The 16,418-nt window shown below is 53.9% G+C and carries 16 protein-coding genes; 9 read left to right on the top strand and 7 right to left on the bottom strand.

Annotation, left to right across the window (positions count from 1 at the left end; genetic code table 11):
* Positions 1-279: 279 nt before the first annotated feature.
* From lldP to trmL, 5 genes are all read left to right on the top strand, one after another.
* Positions 280-1,935 (top strand): L-lactate permease, encoded by a 1,656-nt coding sequence (lldP, locus tag L462_RS03925; RefSeq protein ID WP_020882668.1) that lies wholly within the window; start codon positions 280-282, stop codon positions 1,933-1,935.
* Positions 1,932-2,705, top strand: coding sequence for a transcriptional regulator LldR (lldR, locus tag L462_RS03930; protein ID WP_014168084.1), 774 nt, complete (start codon positions 1,932-1,934; stop codon positions 2,703-2,705). Before lldP ends, lldR begins: the two co-directional genes overlap by 4 nt.
* Positions 2,702-3,889, top strand: a complete 1,188-nt coding sequence (gene lldD, locus L462_RS03935; RefSeq protein ID WP_032679334.1) for an FMN-dependent L-lactate dehydrogenase LldD — start codon at positions 2,702-2,704, stop codon at positions 3,887-3,889. The genes lldR and lldD overlap by 4 nt, the downstream gene beginning before the upstream one ends.
* Before the next feature lie 182 nt (positions 3,890-4,071).
* Positions 4,072-5,412, top strand: a complete 1,341-nt coding sequence (locus L462_RS03940; RefSeq protein WP_032679333.1) for an MFS transporter — start codon at positions 4,072-4,074, stop codon at positions 5,410-5,412.
* Between the two features lie 45 nt (positions 5,413-5,457).
* Positions 5,458-5,931, top strand: a complete 474-nt coding sequence (gene trmL, locus L462_RS03945) for a tRNA (uridine(34)/cytosine(34)/5-carboxymethylaminomethyluridine(34)-2'-O)-methyltransferase TrmL (RefSeq protein ID WP_014168081.1) — start codon at positions 5,458-5,460, stop codon at positions 5,929-5,931.
* Here trmL and cysE read toward each other — a convergent pair.
* The 5 genes from cysE to L462_RS03970 all read right to left on the bottom strand — a co-directional run bounded on the left by cysE (position 5,928) and on the right by L462_RS03970 (position 9,041).
* On the bottom strand, positions 5,928-6,749 hold the full coding sequence (gene cysE / locus L462_RS03950; protein WP_008502718.1) for a serine O-acetyltransferase: 822 nt from the start codon (positions 6,747-6,749) through the stop codon (positions 5,928-5,930). The genes trmL and cysE overlap by 4 nt on opposite strands.
* Before the next feature lie 78 nt (positions 6,750-6,827).
* Positions 6,828-7,847, bottom strand: coding sequence for an NAD(P)H-dependent glycerol-3-phosphate dehydrogenase (gene gpsA / locus L462_RS03955; RefSeq protein ID WP_014168080.1), 1,020 nt, complete (start codon positions 7,845-7,847; stop codon positions 6,828-6,830).
* Positions 7,847-8,314, bottom strand: a complete 468-nt coding sequence (gene secB, locus L462_RS03960; RefSeq protein WP_014168079.1) for a protein-export chaperone SecB — start codon at positions 8,312-8,314, stop codon at positions 7,847-7,849. Before secB ends, gpsA begins: the two co-directional genes overlap by 1 nt.
* 32 nt (positions 8,315-8,346) lie before the next feature.
* Positions 8,347-8,598 carry a glutaredoxin 3 gene (grxC, locus tag L462_RS03965; RefSeq protein ID WP_032679332.1) on the bottom strand — a complete coding sequence of 84 codons (252 nt, stop codon included), beginning with the start codon at positions 8,596-8,598 and terminating at the stop codon, positions 8,347-8,349.
* 11 nt (positions 8,599-8,609) lie between these two features.
* A complete protein-coding gene (locus tag L462_RS03970; protein WP_014168077.1) occupies positions 8,610-9,041 on the bottom strand; it encodes a rhodanese-like domain-containing protein in 432 nt (143 codons plus the stop codon).
* Positions 9,042-9,287: 246 nt separating this feature from the next.
* On the opposite strand from L462_RS03970, the gene gpmM reads away from it, so the two are divergent.
* The 3 genes from gpmM to L462_RS03985 are packed head-to-tail and all read left to right on the top strand — an operon-like array spanning position 9,288 to position 13,061.
* On the top strand, positions 9,288-10,832 hold the full coding sequence (gene gpmM, locus L462_RS03975) for a 2,3-bisphosphoglycerate-independent phosphoglycerate mutase (protein WP_032679331.1): 1,545 nt from the start codon (positions 9,288-9,290) through the stop codon (positions 10,830-10,832).
* A 33-nt stretch (positions 10,833-10,865) separates the two neighbouring features.
* Positions 10,866-12,125: a murein hydrolase activator EnvC gene (gene envC, locus L462_RS03980; protein WP_025206449.1), complete on the top strand. Its 1,260-nt coding sequence runs from the start codon at positions 10,866-10,868 to the stop codon at positions 12,123-12,125.
* A 3-nt stretch (positions 12,126-12,128) separates the two neighbouring features.
* Positions 12,129-13,061: a divergent polysaccharide deacetylase family protein gene (locus L462_RS03985; protein ID WP_032679330.1), complete on the top strand. Its 933-nt coding sequence runs from the start codon at positions 12,129-12,131 to the stop codon at positions 13,059-13,061.
* Positions 13,062-13,130: 69 nt separating this feature from the next.
* On the opposite strand, the gene L462_RS03990 is transcribed toward L462_RS03985, so the two are convergent.
* On the bottom strand, positions 13,131-13,889 hold the full coding sequence (locus tag L462_RS03990) for a glycosyltransferase family 2 protein (protein WP_032679753.1): 759 nt from the start codon (positions 13,887-13,889) through the stop codon (positions 13,131-13,133).
* A gap of 324 nt (positions 13,890-14,213) precedes the next feature.
* Between L462_RS03990 and L462_RS03995 the strand changes: the two genes are divergently transcribed.
* On the top strand, positions 14,214-15,347 hold the full coding sequence (locus L462_RS03995) for a glycosyltransferase family 9 protein (RefSeq protein ID WP_236900326.1): 1,134 nt from the start codon (positions 14,214-14,216) through the stop codon (positions 15,345-15,347).
* A 39-nt stretch (positions 15,348-15,386) separates the two neighbouring features.
* On the opposite strand, the gene tdh is transcribed toward L462_RS03995, so the two are convergent.
* The gene (gene tdh, locus L462_RS04000) at positions 15,387-16,412 is read right to left on the bottom strand and encodes an L-threonine 3-dehydrogenase (RefSeq protein WP_020882675.1); all 1,026 of its coding nucleotides are present in this window, start codon (positions 16,410-16,412) and stop codon (positions 15,387-15,389) included.
* Positions 16,413-16,418 lie beyond the last annotated feature (6 nt).

Genomic DNA, 16,418 nt, shown 5'->3' with positions numbered 1-16,418 from the left:
CCCGCCCTCTCTCCCAGGCGAGAGGGCGAAAACCACACCGCGTCGCCCCCCTCACCGCTTAAAATTGGCCCAACCAATCTCCCGATAATCACTTTCCTGGTTCACAATTCCACTAATTCCCCTCACAAAATCATTGCCGACTCATAACAACTGGTTAACCATTTATTGTCATTCACCCTACAACACAATATTGGCAGGACCACTTTTACACAGTTTGTGACGCAGAGATGAGCGGAGACTCACCCGCTACGCAGACTGTCTGGTCCTCAGGAGACCTGCATGAGCCTCTGGCAACAAAACTACGATCCGGCTGGCAATATCTGGCTGTCGAGCCTGATCGCATCGCTTCCGATCCTGTTCTTCTTCTTTGCGCTGATTAAGCTCAAGCTGAAGGGATACCTGGCCGCGACGTACACCGTTGCCATTGCGCTGATGGTGGCACTGTTCTTCTATAAAATGCCGGTCGATCGCGCGCTGGCCTCCGTCGTTTATGGTTTCTTCTACGGCCTGTGGCCGATTGCGTGGATCATCATCGCGGCGGTCTTTGTCTACAAAATCTCGGTGAAAACCGGGCAGTTCGACATTATCCGCTCATCGATACTTTCCATTACCCCGGACCAGCGTCTGCAGATGCTGATTGTCGGTTTCTCCTTCGGGGCTTTTCTGGAAGGGGCGGCCGGGTTTGGCGCACCGGTTGCCATCACCGCGGCGCTGTTAGTCGGGCTGGGGTTCAACCCGCTTTACGCCGCAGGTCTTTGTCTGATCGTTAACACCGCGCCGGTGGCGTTTGGTGCGATGGGGATCCCGATTCTGGTCGCCGGGCAGGTCACCGGTCTGGACAGCTTTGAAATTGGCCAGATGGTTGGCCGTCAGCTGCCGTTCCTGACCATCATCGTGCTGTTCTGGATCATGGCGATTATGGATGGCTGGCGCGGCGTGAAAGAGACATGGCCTGCGGTGGTCGTCGCTGGCGGCTCGTTTGCCATTGCCCAGTATCTCAGCTCGAATTTCCTCGGCCCCGAATTGCCGGACATTATCTCTTCACTGGTGTCGCTGGTCTGCCTGACGCTGTTCCTGAAACGCTGGCAGCCGGTACGCATATTCCGTTTCGCCGATATGGGTGCCTCACACGTCGATCAAACCCTGGCACGTACCGGTTATACCGCGGGACAAATCATTCGCGCATGGTCTCCGTTCCTGTTCCTGACCGCCACGGTTACGCTCTGGAGTATTCCACCGTTTAAGGCCCTGTTCGCACCGGGTGGCGCACTGTATGAGATGGTCATTAACATCTCCGTGCCGTTCCTCGACAAGATGGTCGCCCGTATGCCGCCCGTGGTGCACACCGCCACGCCGTATGCCGCGGTGTATAAATTTGACTGGTTCTCGGCAACCGGCACCGCAATCCTGTTTGCCGCTATCCTGTCTGTGGTGTGGTTACGCATGAAGCCAGCGGCTGCAGTTCAGACTTTTGCGGCTACCATTAAGGAGCTGATGCTGCCGATCTACTCCATCGGCATGGTGCTGGCGTTCGCGTTTATCTCGAACTATTCCGGCCTGTCATCGACACTGGCGCTTGCGCTGGCGCATACCGGCCACGCCTTCACGTTCTTCTCGCCGTTCCTCGGCTGGCTGGGGGTGTTCCTGACCGGTTCAGATACCTCATCTAACGCCCTGTTTGCGGCCCTGCAGGCGACGGCAGCCCAGCAGATTGGCGTGTCGGACATCCTTCTGGTGGCCGCCAATACTACCGGCGGCGTGACCGGCAAGATGATCTCACCGCAATCCATCGCCATTGCCTGTGCGGCGGTGGGACTGGTCGGTAAAGAGTCGGACCTGTTCCGCTTTACCGTGAAACACAGCCTGATATTCACCTGTATGGTCGGGGTGATCACGACCCTGCAGGCCTATGTCTTAACCTGGATGATCCCATGATAGTCATGCCCAGACGCCTATCCGACGAGATTGCCTCTCGCGTACGGGCGCTGATTGAAGAACAACAGCTGGAAGCGGGCATGAAATTGCCCGCCGAGCGCCAGCTCGCCGCCCAACTGGGTGTATCTCGTAACTCCCTGCGTGAGGCGCTGGCGACGCTGGTCAGCGAAGGGGTACTGGTAAGCCGTCGGGGCGGCGGCACCTTTGTCCGCTGGCAGCACGATGACTGGTCCGAGCAAAACATCGTGCAGCCGCTTAAAACGCTGATGGAAAACGACCCGGACTACAGCTTCGACATCATTGAAGCGCGGCACGCCATCGAAACCAGTACCGCCTGGCATGCGGCCATGCGGGCCACTGAAGCCGACAAAGAGAAGCTCAAAGCCTGCTTTGACGCCACCCAAAGCAGCGACCCGGACATCGCCTCGCAGGCGGACGTGCGGTTTCATCTGGCGATTGCCGAAGCATCGCACAACGTCGTTCTGCTCCAGACCATGCGCGGTTTCTTCGACCTGTTGCAATCCTCCGTGAAGCAGAGCCGCCAGCGTATGTATCTGGTCCCGCCGGTATTTGCCCAACTGACCGAACAGCACGAGGCGGTACTCAACGCCATTCTGGCCGGGGATGCTGAAGCCGCGCGCAAAGCGATGATGGCGCATCTGGGGTTCGTGCACACCACCATTAAACGATTCGATGAAGATCAGGCCCGACAGGCGCGTATTACCCGTCTGCCTGGCGACAGTGATATTTCCAGGGAGAACAAAGCATGATTATTTCAGCAGCCAGTGACTATCGCGCCGCGGCGCAGCGCATTTTGCCGCCGTTCCTGTTCCACTATATCGACGGTGGGGCATATGCCGAATACACCCTGCGCCGCAACGTGGAAGATCTGTCGGAAGTGGCGCTGCGCCAGCGCGTGCTGAAAGATATGTCTGAGCTGAGCCTTGAGACAACGCTGTTTAACGAAACGCTTTCCATGCCGGTGGCCCTTGCACCAGTCGGTTTGTGCGGCATGTACGCCCGCCGGGGTGAAGTCCAGGCGGCAGCGGCGGCGGATGCCAAAGGTATTCCGTTTACCCTCTCCACCGTCTCCGTCTGCCCGATTGAAGAAGTGGCCCCGACCCTCCAGCGTCCGATGTGGTTCCAGCTGTACGTCCTGCGCGATCGCGGCTTTATGCGCAATGCGCTGGAGCGTGCCAAAGCCGCGGGCTGTTCAACGCTGGTCTTTACCGTTGATATGCCGACGCCTGGCGCCCGTTACCGTGATACCCACTCCGGGATGAGCGGCCCAAATGCTGCCCTGCGTCGCTACTGGCAGGCAGTAACGCACCCGCAATGGGCCTGGGATGTCGGTGTGAATGGTCGCCCGCACGATCTGGGGAATATCTCGGCCTATCTCGGTAAACCCACCGGGCTGGAAGATTACATCGGCTGGCTGGCGAATAATTTCGATCCGTCCATCTCGTGGAAAGACCTGGAGTGGATCCGCGAATTCTGGGACGGCCCGATGGTGATCAAAGGGATCCTCGACCCGGAAGATGCCCGCGATGCCGTGCGCTTTGGCGCTGACGGTATTGTGGTCTCTAACCACGGCGGACGTCAGCTTGACGGGGTACTCTCTTCCGCACGCGCACTGCCGGCGATTGCCGATGCGGTGAAAGGTGATATCGCTATCCTCGCCGACAGCGGTATCCGCAACGGGCTTGACGTGGTGCGTATGATTGCCCTTGGCGCAGACAGCGTATTGCTCGGACGCGCATATCTTTATGCACTGGCTACGGCTGGTCAAGCAGGGGTGGCGAATCTGCTCAACCTGATCGAAAAAGAGATGAAAGTGGCGATGACGTTGACCGGCGCAAAAACGATTCGCGAAATCAGCAAGGATTCCCTGGTGCAGGAGTTGGGTAAATTACCCGCAGCACTGGCACCGCTTGCCCAGGGTGACGCAGCCTGACACCCGTCTGATTCCCCTTCCCCTCTCCTCGCGTCCGAACTCCCCTCGGGCGCTTTTTTTTGTCAAAAATAACATCCAGGTAACATATTAGATAAGAAAATTTGACATACCTGTGCCGCACGCAATTGTATAGACAAGCAAATACAAGAACACAAAAACACCATCACATCAGAGGGGAGCGAATGAGATATTCAGGTCAGGTGGATATTCAGCAGGTGATCGACGACAGTCCCTTTTCCGGGTTTCACTGGGTGCTCATCGTGCTGGGCTTTCTGGTGCTGGCGATCGATGGTTTCGATACCGCAGCAATGGGCTACATTGCGCCCACGCTGTCGGCAGAATGGGGCATACACAAACAGGATCTGGGACCGGTACTGAGCGCAGCACTGCTCGGGCTGTCGCTGGGAGCGCTGGTCGCAGGCCCGGTATCGGACCGGATAGGCCGCAAGCGCGTACTGGTCTTTTCTTGTCTGTTCTTCGGCCTTTCAAGCCTGGGGACGGCCTGGGCACAAAGCCTTAACACCCTGACGCTATGGCGGTTTCTGACGGGCCTGGGGCTGGGTGCCGCCATGCCGAACGCCATCACCCTCATCTCAGAGTTTGCCCCTCAGCGCTGTCGCGCCATGGCGATTAATACCATGTACTGCGGCTTCCCGCTGGGCGCGGCCGGCGGTGGGGCGATATCATCCTGGCTTATCCCGCATCATGGCTGGCGAAGCGTACTGCTGACCGGCGCGATAGCACCGCTGATATTAACGCTGCTGCTGATGCTGTTTTTACCGGAATCGGTGAAATACCTGGTGCAGCGCGGGAAAGACATGATGCAGATCCGCCGTATCACCAGCCGTTTCGCCCGCACGACCCTCGATGGCGTCACCGGTTTCTTCCTCGCAGAGGATCGGGTCGCCGCCAAAAAAGGGAGCGTAGCACAGCTGTTTTCACAGCCCTGGCTGCCTGGTACCCTGATGCTATGGGTAACCTATTTTATGGGGCTGGTGATTTATTACGTCCTGCTTAGCTGGATGCCGACACTGATGCTGGGGATGGGCTATCCCCTCGCGGAATCCGCATGGCTCACCTCGCTGTTCACCTTCGGCGGTACCGCAGGCATCCTTCTCGCGGGCTGGATGATGGATCGCTGGGAGGCACACAAAGTGGTCGCAGGTGGCTTTGTCCTGACCATGCTGCTCATTCTGGCGCTCGGCATTGAACATAACCATATCGCCCTGTTTGGCGGCTTGATTTTCCTGATGGGGATCGCGATGAACGGCGCGCAATCGGGAATGCAGACGCTGGCAGCCACCTTTTATCCTACCGAGTGTCGCGCAACGGGCATTGCCTGGATGCAGGGCATTGGCCGCTTTGGTGGCGTGGCAGGCACCATGACCAGCGCGCAGCTTCTCTCCATGCAGTGGCAGGCAGACAGTATTTTGATGATCCTTAGCCTGCCCGCTCTGCTGGCGGCCGCGGCAACCTTCTACAAAATGCTGCGTTGCCGCTCGCAGGATCTCGGCGTCGCATAAGCGGCCCGGTTTCTGCTATTCTGCCCCCGCAATTAAGGGGGCAGCATGCTTAACATCGTTTTATTCGAACCAGAAATTCCGCCGAATACCGGCAATATTATCCGCCTGTGCGCCAACACCGGTTTTCGTCTGCATATCATCGAGCCGATGGGTTTTACGTGGGACGACAAACGTCTGCGCCGCGCGGGGCTGGATTATCATGAATTTACGGCCGTGGTTCGCCATCATGATTACGCCGCGTTTCTGGAAAGCGAAAACCCACAGCGCATGTTCGCCCTGACCACCAAAGGTACGCCGGCACATAGCGCCGTGCGCTATCAGGACGGTGATTATCTGATGTTTGGCCCGGAAACGCGCGGCCTGCCGGCCACCATTCTTGATGCCCTGCCCGCTGAGCAGAAGATTCGTATTCCGATGATGCCGGACAGCCGCAGCATGAACCTGTCAAATGCGGTGTCGGTGGTGGTATATGAAGCATGGCGCCAGCTGGGATACCCGGGCGCCATTCTCAGAAGTTAAATACCGTCACCATACTCAAACGTATGGTGAATACCGTTGAAGTGCTGATCCATATCCATCGACGGTTTGTCGCTGTCTGGTTTACCGACAATACGAGCCGGTACGCCAGCGGCGGTCGTGTGCGGCGGAACAGGCTGCAGAACAACCGAACCGGCGCCAATCTTCGCACCACGACCCACTTCGATGTTGCCGAGGATCTTGGCGCCCGCGCCAATCATCACCCCTTCACGGATTTTCGGATGGCGATCGCCGCTGGTTTTACCGGTACCGCCTAACGTGACCGACTGCAGAATCGAAACGTCATCTTCAATCACCGCGGTTTCACCGACGACAATGCCGGTGGCGTGGTCAAGCATGATCCCGCGGCCAATTTTCGCGGCCGGGTGAATATCCACCTGGAAGGTCACGGAAACCTGGTTTTGCAGGAAGATAGCCAGCGCGCGGCGGCCTTCATTCCACAGCCAGTGGCCGATGCGATACGCCTGCAAGGCATGAAAACCCTTCAGATACAGCAACGGCGTAGAGTATTTGTCCACCGCCGGGTCACGCGTGCGCACGGCCTGGATATCACAGGCGGCAGAAGCGATCATTTCAGGGTCAGCGGCATAGGCCTCTTCCACCACTTCACGAATGGCGATGGCGGGCATAATCGAAGAAGCCAGTTTATTGGCGAGCATATAGCTCAGGGCGCTGCCGAGGTTTTCGTGCTTGAGTAGCGTCGCATGATAGAAACTGGCCAGCATTGGCTCGCAGTCAGCCAAAGCCCGGGCTTCAGCTTTAATATTGTTCCAGACGATATCCAGTTCTTCACACGGCATTGCTTACTCCAGACGACATGTTAATGACCGGCCAGTTCTGTGCTGGCCGGGTCATAGTGCTAACAAGAATCCCTGCGACTAGTTACTGCTGCGCTCATCCTTGCGCGAACGACCTAATAAGGTCAATGCTGCCTCGCGCGCATTTTTTCCGCAATACAATACCTGATAAATTTCCTCGGTTATTGGCATTTCGACACCAAAACGGTGCGCCAATTCGCGAACTTCTTTGGTATTGCGATAGCCTTCAACCACCTGACCAATCTTCTCCTGCGCGCCTTTCACATCCATGCCCTCACCGAGCATCATGCCAAAGCGGCGGTTACGGGACTGGTTGTCGGTACAGGTCAGCACCAGATCGCCCAGGCCCGCCATGCCCATGAAGGTGGTCGGATCGGCACCCAGTGCTGCGCCAAGGCGGGACATCTCGGTTAAGCCGCGCGTAATCAGTGCGGTACGTGCGTTGGCACCAAAGCCAATCCCGTCGGACATTCCGGCGCCGATCGCAATCACGTTTTTCACCGCACCGCCCAGCTGTACACCGATAAAATCGGGGTTGCTGTAAACGCGGAAGCTTTTACCGCAGTGCAGCAGATGCTGAAGATCGTCGGAGAAGGCCTGATCGGTTGATGCCAGCGAGATCGCCGTCGGCAGGCCAGCGGCCAGCTCTTTAGCAAACGTCGGCCCCGAGATAACCGCCAGCGGGATGTCATCACCCAGCGCTTCGCGGGCGACATCCTGCAACAGGCGTCCGGTTTCGGCTTCCAGCCCTTTGGTGGCCCATACAATGCGCGCATCAGGGCGCATCAGCGGCTTGATCTGACGCAGCACTTCGCCAAACACATGGCTCGGCACCACAATCAGAATGTTGCGGCTGGCCGCCAGCGCGGTCGCAAGGTCACTTTCAAGGTGCAGGGAGTCTGGGAACGGAACGTCCGGGAGGAACGCCACGTTGCAACGGTCGCGTTGCAGCGTCGCGATATGTTTTGGGTCGTGGCCCCAGAGAACCACTTCGTGACCATTTCTTGCCAGCGTGATGGCAAGAGCGGTGCCGTATGAGCCGGCACCGATCACAGTCATTGACGCATTAAGAGTGCTCATCAGGCATCCTGATGTTGTTCAGTACCTTCGCCAGCTTGCTGCTGCAGATAGTTCATGAACAGCGCATCAAAGTTAACTGGCGCAAGGTTCAGTTGCGGGAATGTACCGCGAGAAACCAGGCTGGTGATGCATTCGCGAGCATACGGGAACAGAATGTTCGGGCAGTATGCACCCAGGCAGTGCGCCATCTGGTTGCCTTCGATGCCGCCGATGGAGAAGATGCCGCCCTGCTGAACTTCACACAGGAATGCAGTCTCTTCGCCCAGAGAGGCAGTAACAGTCACACGCAGTACGACTTCATACACGTCATCCGCCAGTTGGGTAGATGCGGTATCAAGATCAAGTTTAACCTCTGGCTGCCAATCTTTCTGGAAAACGTGTGGCGCATTTGGCGCTTCGAAAGAGACATCCTTGGTGTAGATACGCTGGATCTGGAAAGTCATTTCGGTGTTGTTTTGTTCTGACATGGAAAAACCCTTTTTAATTGTCCTAAAGTCTCTTAGCTCAGCAGCGGATCGAGTCCACCACGGGCATCGAGCGCATACAAGTCATCACAGCCGCCAATGTGCTGCGCATCAATAAAAATCTGCGGAACCGTCGTACGATCACTACGTTGGATCATCTCTTCGCGTTTAATCGCGTCACCGTCAATCGGCAGTTCTTTGAACGCTACGCCTTTGCTGTTCAGAAGCGCTTTTGCACGGTGGCAGAACGGGCACGTTGCTTTGGTGTAGATCTCGATATTGGCCATTACTGAACTCCTTATTTACCGCGAACCAAAGGAAGATTTTCCCCGCTCCAGCCGGAAATACCTTCTTTCAGAACCGTTACGTTTTCGAAGCCTGCTTTATGCAGCGCGCTGGCAGATTCCTGCGCCTGCATACCGGTCGCGTCAACAACGATAATCGGCTGGGCTTTATGTTTCTCAAGCTCGCCAACGTTGTTCGCTTTGATTTCAGCAGGTAACAGGTTGATAGCACCAGCAATGTGACCTTTACGGAAATCGTCACGCTGACGCAGATCGACCACGACGGCATCTTCTTTGTTAATCAGACGCGTCGCTTCACCACGGGTGATAACCTTAATCTTAGACGTCAGGCCTTTAAATGTGGTGAACAGCACAGCAGCCAGCAGGCCAATCCACGCGATGCTCAGAACCGGATGGCGGCTAACGAATTGCATAATTTCTTGCATGGAGGGTAACTACTCCGACTTAGTGATTAAAAAAACCAGGACAGGAGTATACCTGTGCGTTGTGGCAAATACAGCCAGCGACCATAACCTAATCCATTTTCTGAGGCCTGCCACCTAAAAAATTGCCTCAAAAGCGTCCGCTAAGCACCTTGCCCCTGCGCTTTCTTTGATCTTCTGCGGCTATTTGATCGATTCAGCTGTAGTAAAATTACGCAAATTTTGACTCTTGAGCATGAGGTTGTCGCAATGTCGGTTTCTAAAAAACCTATGGTACTGGTGATTCTGGATGGCTATGGCTACCGTGAAGATCAACAGGATAACGCCATTTTCAACGCCAAAACGCCGGTGATGGACGCGCTGTGGGCAAAACGTCCCCACACCCTGATTGATGCGTCCGGGCTGGAAGTGGGTCTGCCAGATCGTCAGATGGGCAACTCCGAAGTTGGCCACGTAAACCTGGGTGCAGGTCGTATCGTGTATCAGGACCTGACGCGTCTGGACGTTGAAATCAAAGAACGTACCTTCTTCAACAATCCAGTACTTTGCGGCGCGGTGGACAGAGCCGTGGCGGCCGGTAAAGCAGTTCATATCATGGGTCTGCTCTCCGCCGGTGGCGTACACAGCCACGAAGATCACATCATGGCGATGGTTGAACTGGCGGCTGAGCGCGGCGCAGAAAAAATCTATCTGCACGCTTTCCTGGACGGTCGTGATACGCCACCACGCAGCGCAAAAGGTTCACTGGCCTCCTTTGAAAACAAATTCGCCGCGCTTGGCAAAGGACGTGTGGCCTCCATCATCGGGCGCTACTACGCAATGGACCGCGACAACCGTTGGGATCGCGTTGAACAGGCCTATGACCTGATGACGCTGGCAAAAGGTGAATTCCAGTTCGCGACCGCGGTGGAAGGTCTGGAAGCCGCTTACGCGCGTGATGAAAACGATGAATTCGTGAAAGCAACCGTCATTCGTGCTGAAGGCCAGGCTGATGCCGCCATGGAAGATGGCGATGCGCTGATCTTCATGAACTTCCGTGCTGACCGCGCGCGTGAAATCACCCGTGCGTTCGTGAACAGTGATTTCGACGGTTTCACCCGTAAGAAAGTGGTGAAGATCGACTTTATTCAGCTGACCGAATACGCCGCTGACATCAATGCGCCATGCGCTTATCCACCCGCTTCACTGGCCAATACCTTCGGCGAGTGGATGGCGAAGAACGACAAGACACAGTTGCGTATCTCCGAAACCGAGAAATATGCCCACGTCACCTTCTTCTTTAACGGCGGTGTTGAAGAGCCGTTCAAAGGCGAAGATCGCATTCTGATTAACTCACCCAAAGTAGCTACCTACGATCTGCAGCCAGAAATGAGCTCTGCCGAGCTGACTGAAAAACTGGTTGCGGCAATCGAAAGCGGCAAATACGACACCATCATCTGTAACTACCCGAACGGCGACATGGTGGGTCATACCGGCGTGATGGAAGCCGCCGTAAAAGCGGTTGAAGCGCTGGATCACTGTGTTGAGCAGGTCGCGAAAGCGGTTGAATCCGTTGGTGGCCAGCTGCTCATCACCGCTGACCACGGTAACGCAGAACAGATGCGCGACCCGGCAACCGGCCAGGCGCACACGGCTCACACCAACCTGCCTGTTCCGCTGATTTATGTGGGTGATAAATCACTGAAAGCAGTGGAAGGCGGCAAGCTTTCCGACATCGCGCCAACCATGTTGTCGCTGATGGGCATGGAGATCCCTGCAGAGATGACTGGTAAGCCGCTGTTCATCGTGGAATAATCGCTCCCCATGAGGGGAAAGGCGATTTTTTCAATCACATGGGTCGTGAAGCCGCTTAGGTTATCAGTCAGACCTCTGCTTTGCGCCAGCGCACTCAGCGCTGGCGTATTGCTGTGCGCCGCATCCGCCCACGCGGATGACCGTGACCAGCTGAAATCCATTCAGGCCGATATCGCCGCGAAAGAGCGTGCGGTACGCCAGCAACAGCAGCAACGCTCTGCTCTGCTCGCTCAGCTTAAGCAGCAGGAAGAAGCCATCTCCGCTGCCGCACGTAAATTACGTGAAACGCAAAACACCCTCGCCCAGTTGAATAAACAGATCGACGAAATGAACGCGTCGATTGCCAAACTGGAACGCCAGCGTGATGCCCAGGAACGCAACCTTGCCGCACAGCTTGATGCTGCTTTCCGCCAGGGTGAGCACACGGGCCTTCAGTTGATCCTCAGCGGTGAAGAGAGCCAGCGCGGTCAGCGTCTGCAGGCCTACTTTGGTTATCTGAACCAGGCGCGTCAGGAGACTATCGCGCAGCTGAAACAGACGCGCGAAGAGGTCACCACGCAAAAAGCCGAGCTCGAAGAGAAGCAGAGCCAGCAACAGACGCTGCTCTACGAACAGCAGGCGCAACAAGCGAAGCTCGAGCAGGCCCGCAACGAGCGCAAGAAAACCCTTTCCGGTCTCGAGTCCTCTATTCAGCAAGGCCAAAGCCAGCTGAGCGAAATGCGCGCCAACGAATCGAAACTGCGTAACAGTATCGCCCGCGCGGAAGCGGCGGCGAAAGCGCGCGCCGAAAAAGAGGCCCGCGAAGCGCAGGCCGTACGCGACAAGCAGCAGGAAGCCTCACGCAAAGGTACGACCTACAAGCCAAGCGAAAGCGAACGCTCCCTGATGTCACGTACCGGCGGTTTAGGCTCCCCTCGTGGTCAGGCTTACTGGCCCGTGCGCGGTACAATTCTGCATCGCTATGGCGAACAGCTGCAGGGTGAACTACGTTGGAAAGGGATAGTTATCGGTGCGTCTGAAGGTAGCGAAGTAAAAGCCATCGCCGATGGCCGTGTGATTCTGGCCGACTGGCTGCAGGGTTACGGGCTTGTGGTAGTGGTGGAACACGGTAAAGGCGATATGAGCCTTTACGGCTACAACCAGAGCGCACTGGTCAGCGTTGGTACTCAGGTGCGCGCCGGCCAACCCATCGCCCTCGTGGGCAGCAGTGGCGGTCAGGGCCGCCCGTCACTCTATTTCGAAATTCGTCGCCAGGGTCAGGCGGTCAATCCACAGCCGTGGTTGGGAAGATAAGTTTTGCTTCAATTTCGTCGAATTGTTCTCTCCTTCGCCAGTGCACTGGCGCTGGCAGCACCGGTCTACGCTGGCAAACTCGCGATAGTGATTGATGACTTCGGTTATCGTCCGCACACCGAGAATCAGGTGCTGGCTATGCCGGCCGCCATCTCTGTCGCCATCCTCCCGAATGCGCCGCACGCGCGTGAAATGGCGATCAAAGCGCATAACAGCGGCCATCAGGTTCTCATCCATCTGCCGATGGCACCGCTCAGCAAGCAGCCGCTGGAAAAAGATACTTTGCGCCCTGATATGAGCAGCGATGAGATCGATCGCATCATTCGCGATGCTTACAATAAAGTGCCGTACGCCGTCGGGCTGAACAACCACATGGGCAGCGCGATGACCTCCAGCCTGTACGGGATGCTCAAAGTGATGCAGTCGCTGGAACGCTATAACCTCTATTTCCTCGACAGCATGACCATCGGCAACAGCCAGGCGATGCGTGCCGCGCAGGGTACAGGCGTGAAGGTAATAAAGCGCAAGGTGTTCCTCGATGACACCCAGAACGACGCGGATATCCGCGGGCAGTTCAATCGCGCCGTACAGCTAGCACGACGCAATGGCTCGGCTATTGCTATCGGCCACCCGCACCCGTCTACCGTTCGCGTTCTGCAGCAGATGCTGCCGACATTGCCCTCTGATATTACGCTGGTTCGTCCAGGCGATCTGCTGAATGAGCCACAGGTTGATACGTCGCGTCCTGGCAATGCACAGCCACCGGTAACGCAGCCGCGCAATCCATTCAGGGGTGTAAAAATTTGCAAGCCTAAGCAGTCACCAGAGCCTGTATATGCTACTCGATTCTTTACCGTGATAGGGGAAAGTATCAGCCAGAGTTCCTTAGTGAAATATATGCAGCATCAATGGCAAGGCTGGGGTAAAAAAGCATAATTGGCCCGCCAACGCAGGCGGGCAGAGCATGGCAACGAGATGAGTGCCCGTATACTTCCTGTATGCGGGCTATTTTTTATCCTCAAACTGATACCAGGCTTTGAAATATTTGAGAAAACTGTATAGCGTTGCATAGAGTCCCGTCACGACGCCCACTTTCCCCTGCCGCCAGGCACCACTGAAAAGATACCATTTAAAAAACGCCCCAATGGCACTAATAAGGCCTCGTCCAATTGAAGGGCGGATCTTCTGATATTTGACCAGCCTTGTTGTATAGCTATTGAGCTTATTAAACACTTCATTCAGGTCATAAAAGGTATCATGGCGTACATGCCCAGCCATAATGAAAGCATTAAGTTCACCTTCCACCTTGTCATCTACTGGTCGGAGATTAAATCTTGCACAGGTGCGATTAAAAAGACGTACAGGGAAATCTGGCGACGATACTGGATAGATAGTACGAACTTCTTTTCCGAGTACGTACCAGTGTCGAGCAATACGCCAGGCATGATCCGGTGGAGGCTCAGCCCCACTCTTCAGATTCAGAATAAAGGATACAGTCAGGTCATCCAGGATTTCATCGCTATCCATGCATAACACCCAATCATGAGATGCAAGACTCACCGCATAGTTCATTTGGTCCCCATGCATCGTATATTGTCTATAGATAGGGCTTAAATTATAACTTTCACAAATGGATAGCGTGTTATCTTTACTTCCGGAATCAACAACAATCATTTCATCTGCAATTTTAAGAAGAGGAGGCAGAACATGGTTAAGAACCCTGGCTGAATTGCAGGTGAGTAAACAAACAGTTAACTTGAACATTCCCTTACTCTTTTCGAAAATGACCTACACAATTGTAGCAGGGAAAGTCTATTTAAGTGAATATCGAAACAATCAGCAAATAATAAATAAAATCGTCTTTTGTGACATCCATTCCATACTCTTCATTCCTTAAAGTAGGCCTGTAAACATACTTTTACCTTTATTCAGGCACTAAAAAGCACTGTTTGACCAGCAGAGAGTGATCTGCACAGCGCGCCAATCACCCTAACCCTTTGAAATTATTAAACAAAAAATTAATTCCTCATTAAAATAGATGTTCACATTACTTATCATTATGCTTATACTGTTAGCAGAATGTTTAAAATGTGGTTTGTCAAACAAATGAAAAAAATCATCCTTTATTTTAAAGCACTTAATCGCCAACGAAATCATAAGACTCATGAATTAAAACGTCGGCTTAAACTCTATAAATTATCTAAAAATATTCCCGATAAAAGAGGCAAACCTTTCGATAGTTCCTCAGTAAAACGGATCCTCTTTCCTTTTTTAGATTTAGGGATTGGTGATGCCGTTTGTCATACCGGAATGTGGAGAGAACTGAAAAAGGCTGGGTATATTGTCCAGATCGCGGCAGAAGAAAGAAACAGGGCTTTATTTGAAAAAATCGTTGATATTGATGAGATTTTTATCATTGATATCAATGAGTTAAACTCCACCCCACAAATAGAGACTGACCTGATCATTAATCCTTATGCATGGATGAAAAGAAAAGAGCTCTTTAGTGTACAACTGCTGCAGAAAACGCAATATAAATATGCGATGAGTTTTGGTGGCTGGCTTAATAAGCCCTACAATTTACAACTGCCAGCGGAGGGAGACTTTCACATTACTGATCCACAGAAAAAGATGCTTACTGCATTAAATATTCAAACGAAACAATTATCTTACTCTTTACCAGCGTTACCGAGCCACGAAGAGACTATTAATGAGTATCTTCTTCCTTTTAAAGGAAAAAAGTGGATCGTAATCAACCCCTTTGCCAGTGTAGATGAGCGAAGTCTTAGTCGCGAGCAATTAGTAAGCCTAATTTCAAAAATTTCAGAACCAAAAGATAATCATATTTTCATTGTTGGTGAAAGAAAAAAGACTGAAAAATTAAAAATTCAGGATCCTGCAGTTTCCGTATCTATTTTCCCGTCATTATGGGACACCGTTGCGCTAATCAAGCAGGCAGACCTTGTCATTTCAGTGGATACCGCTATTGTCCATATTGCCTGCGCTTTAGATAAAAAGCTCGTAGCTATATATTACTCAATGCTTCTTGATCATAATAAGAATTACGAAGGCAATAAAATATTCGGCCCGATAGGCGAAAATGCAAAACAGCTTATTTTCAATAAATACGATAGAAAAATCGACATAAATTTAATTGCCACTGAAGCCAAGAATATTTTAGATGGCAAATGCGTTATAGAAGAAAAAGATAAATACCTGTGATGAAAGCCGGTCGGATTTAAATCCGGCCGGCTTTTACTCTCAATCCCAGCTCAGGATAACCTTCCCGGACTGGCCAGAGCGCATCGCGTCAAAGCCTTCCTGGAACTCATCGATGGAGAAGCGATGGGTGATAATCGGAGACAGGTCCAGACCAGACTGGATCAGTGCCGCCATCTTGTACCAGGTTTCGAACATCTCGCGGCCGTAGATACCTTTGATGAACAGCCCCTTGAAGATAACCTTGTTCCAGTCGATAGACATATCAGACGGTGGAATGCCCAGCATCGCAATACGTCCGCCGTGGTTCATGGTGTCCAGCATGGTGCGAAACGCCGGTGGTGCGCCGGACATCTCAAGACCCACGTCAAAACCTTCGGTCATGCCCAGCTCTTCCATCACGTCGCTTAGGCTCTCTTTAGAGACATCCACCGCGCGGGTCACACCCATTTTGCGCGCCAGCGACAGGCGATACTCGTTCACATCGGTAATCACCACATTGCGGGCACCAACATGCTTCGCCACCGCGGCAGCCATAATCCCGATGGGACCCGCGCCGGAAACCAGCACATCTTCGCCGACCAGGTCGAAAGAGAGCGCCGTGTGTACTGCGTTGCCGAAGGGATCAAAGATAGAGGCCAGATCGTCAGAAATGTTGTCCGGGATTTTGAACGCGTTAAATGCCGGGATCACCAGGTATTCTGCGAAGCAGCCCGGACGGTTCACGCCCACGCCGATTGTGTTACGGCACAGGTGCGTGCGTCCACCGCGGCAGTTACGGCAGTGACCACAGGTAATATGACCTTCACCCGAGACGCGGTCGCCAATGTTGAAGCCTTTTACTTCCTGACCCATGCCCACCACTTCGCCGACATATTCGTGGCCCACGACCATCGGTACCGGAATGGTTTTCTGCGACCACTGGTCCCAGTTATAGATATGAACGTCAGTGCCGCAAATGGCGGTTTTACGAATTTTGATCAGCAGATCGTTATGACCGACTTCCGGCTCCGGCACGTCGGTCATCCAAATCCCTTCTTCCGCTTTCAGTTTGGATAACGCTTTCATCACACG

It is taken from the genome of Enterobacter sp. BIDMC 26 (assembly GCF_000534435.1).
Lineage (GTDB): Bacteria > Pseudomonadota > Gammaproteobacteria > Enterobacterales > Enterobacteriaceae > Enterobacter > Enterobacter ludwigii.
This window is presented reverse-complemented; position numbering and strand designations above follow the sequence as displayed.